At 46.5% G+C, this 1,521-nt stretch carries 1 protein-coding gene; it reads left to right on the forward strand.

The window, feature by feature from the left end:
• Positions 1 to 75: 75 nt before the first annotated feature.
• Positions 76 to 1,302, forward strand: a complete 1,227-nt coding sequence (locus POTG_RS22500) for an ISL3 family transposase (protein WP_009227156.1) — start codon at positions 76 to 78, stop codon at positions 1,300 to 1,302.
• Positions 1,303 to 1,521: the final 219 nt, after the last annotated feature.

Below are 1,521 nucleotides of genomic sequence, written 5' to 3' on the forward strand. Positions count from 1 at the left end.
GCTTCTTCGACGATTAAAATAATACCACCCGTGAATACTGGAAAATAATACCCAGTAGAAACGGAGTGTTTTCAAATGTTCATAGAAATAAAGGATCTGGAAGCCATATTTCATATCCCTGATCCGTGGTATATCGATCGTTGTCAATTTGACGAAAAGCTGAAGCAATTAGATGTGTACTTGAAGTTTCGCGAGGGAGCTTTGTTTGTATGTGCAGGGTGTAGCACAGAGGCTCAGCCAGTAAAGGATATTGCGGATTATGATCAGGTCTGGCGTCATTTGAATTTCGCTGAATATCCGATTTATTTTCACGCAGAGCATCCGAGAACGATTTGCGGAAAATGTAATAGCATTCTAAGGGTAAACGTGCCATGGGCGATCAAACCCCGCGCGGGATTTACGACGCTGTTTGATGCATGGATTATCGCAATGGCCAAGGATATGCCGATGAATGCGGTTAGTCGCATCGTGAAGGAAACCGACAAGCGTCTTTGGCGGATTCTGCACCATTACGTGGATAACGCAATTGCCGTCCAGGATTTGTCTCACGTCACGAAAATCAGCACCGATGAAACCTCAGCCAAACGAGGTCAAGACTATATCACCATCTTTATGGATCCTGAAGGCCGTAATGTCATCCACGTCACCAAAGGCAAGGACGCTGCGACATGGGGGGAATGCAAAAAACACTTGGAAGCCCACGGGGGCGATGCCCAGAAAGTCACCGAAGTGTGCATGGATATGTCCCCTGCGTTCATAAAGGGAGCCACAGAGAACTTTCCGAAAGCCTCCATTACCTTCGATAAATTTCATGTCATTAAAGCGGCGAATGAAGCTGTAGATGAAGTCCGACGTACAGAAAGCAAGCGGACGGAAGAATTAAAAAACACGCGATATATCTGGTTGAAAAACGAAACCAATTTGACGAAAGCACAGAAAGAAACGTTGGACAAACTTAAAGATTGCGAACTGGATACGGCTAAAGCGTACCGGATGCGTCTGATTTTGCAGGAAGTGTTTCGTTACCCCGCCTCCATTGCTCCTGACGTGATGAAGGACTGGATCAATTGGGGGCTACGCTGCCGTCTGGAACCGATGGTAGAGGTCGCAAAAATGCTGCAAAGTCACTTTGACGGTGTCGTTCGCTGGTTTTCTTCAAAGCTAAACAACGGATTGCTCGAAGGCATTAACAGCCTGTTTCAAGCGGCGAAGCGTAAAGCCCGCGGCTATCGTTCGTATGAGAACATGATCGCCATGGTGTACTTACTTGCTGGTAAACTGGATTTTTCACTAAAACGTTAAAAAAGAATCGGCAGCAGTCTGGAGCCACGTATCGCTCGCAACTGAACCAATTCCCTTGTCCAGTTATCAGTCTGTCCACTTCTGGCATTCCAAATACGTCAGCAGGAGGTGAACGGGGAGCGAAGCAACCTGAACTAATTCCCTTGTCCGATTTTCAAAGATTTACTGGAAATTGGTAGGACTCTCAATGCCTCATATTACTGCTAGCGTCGATGAGCC

It is taken from the genome of Paenibacillus sp. oral taxon 786 str. D14, from assembly GCF_000159955.1.
GTDB lineage: Bacteria > Bacillota > Bacilli > Paenibacillales > Paenibacillaceae > Fontibacillus > Fontibacillus phoenicis.

What these genes read in the sequence shown, in the direction of transcription:
- POTG_RS22500 (WP_009227156.1), top strand. Translation starts at nt 76, where the DNA reads ATGTTCATAGAAATAAAGGATCTGGAAGCCATATTTCATATCCCTGAT.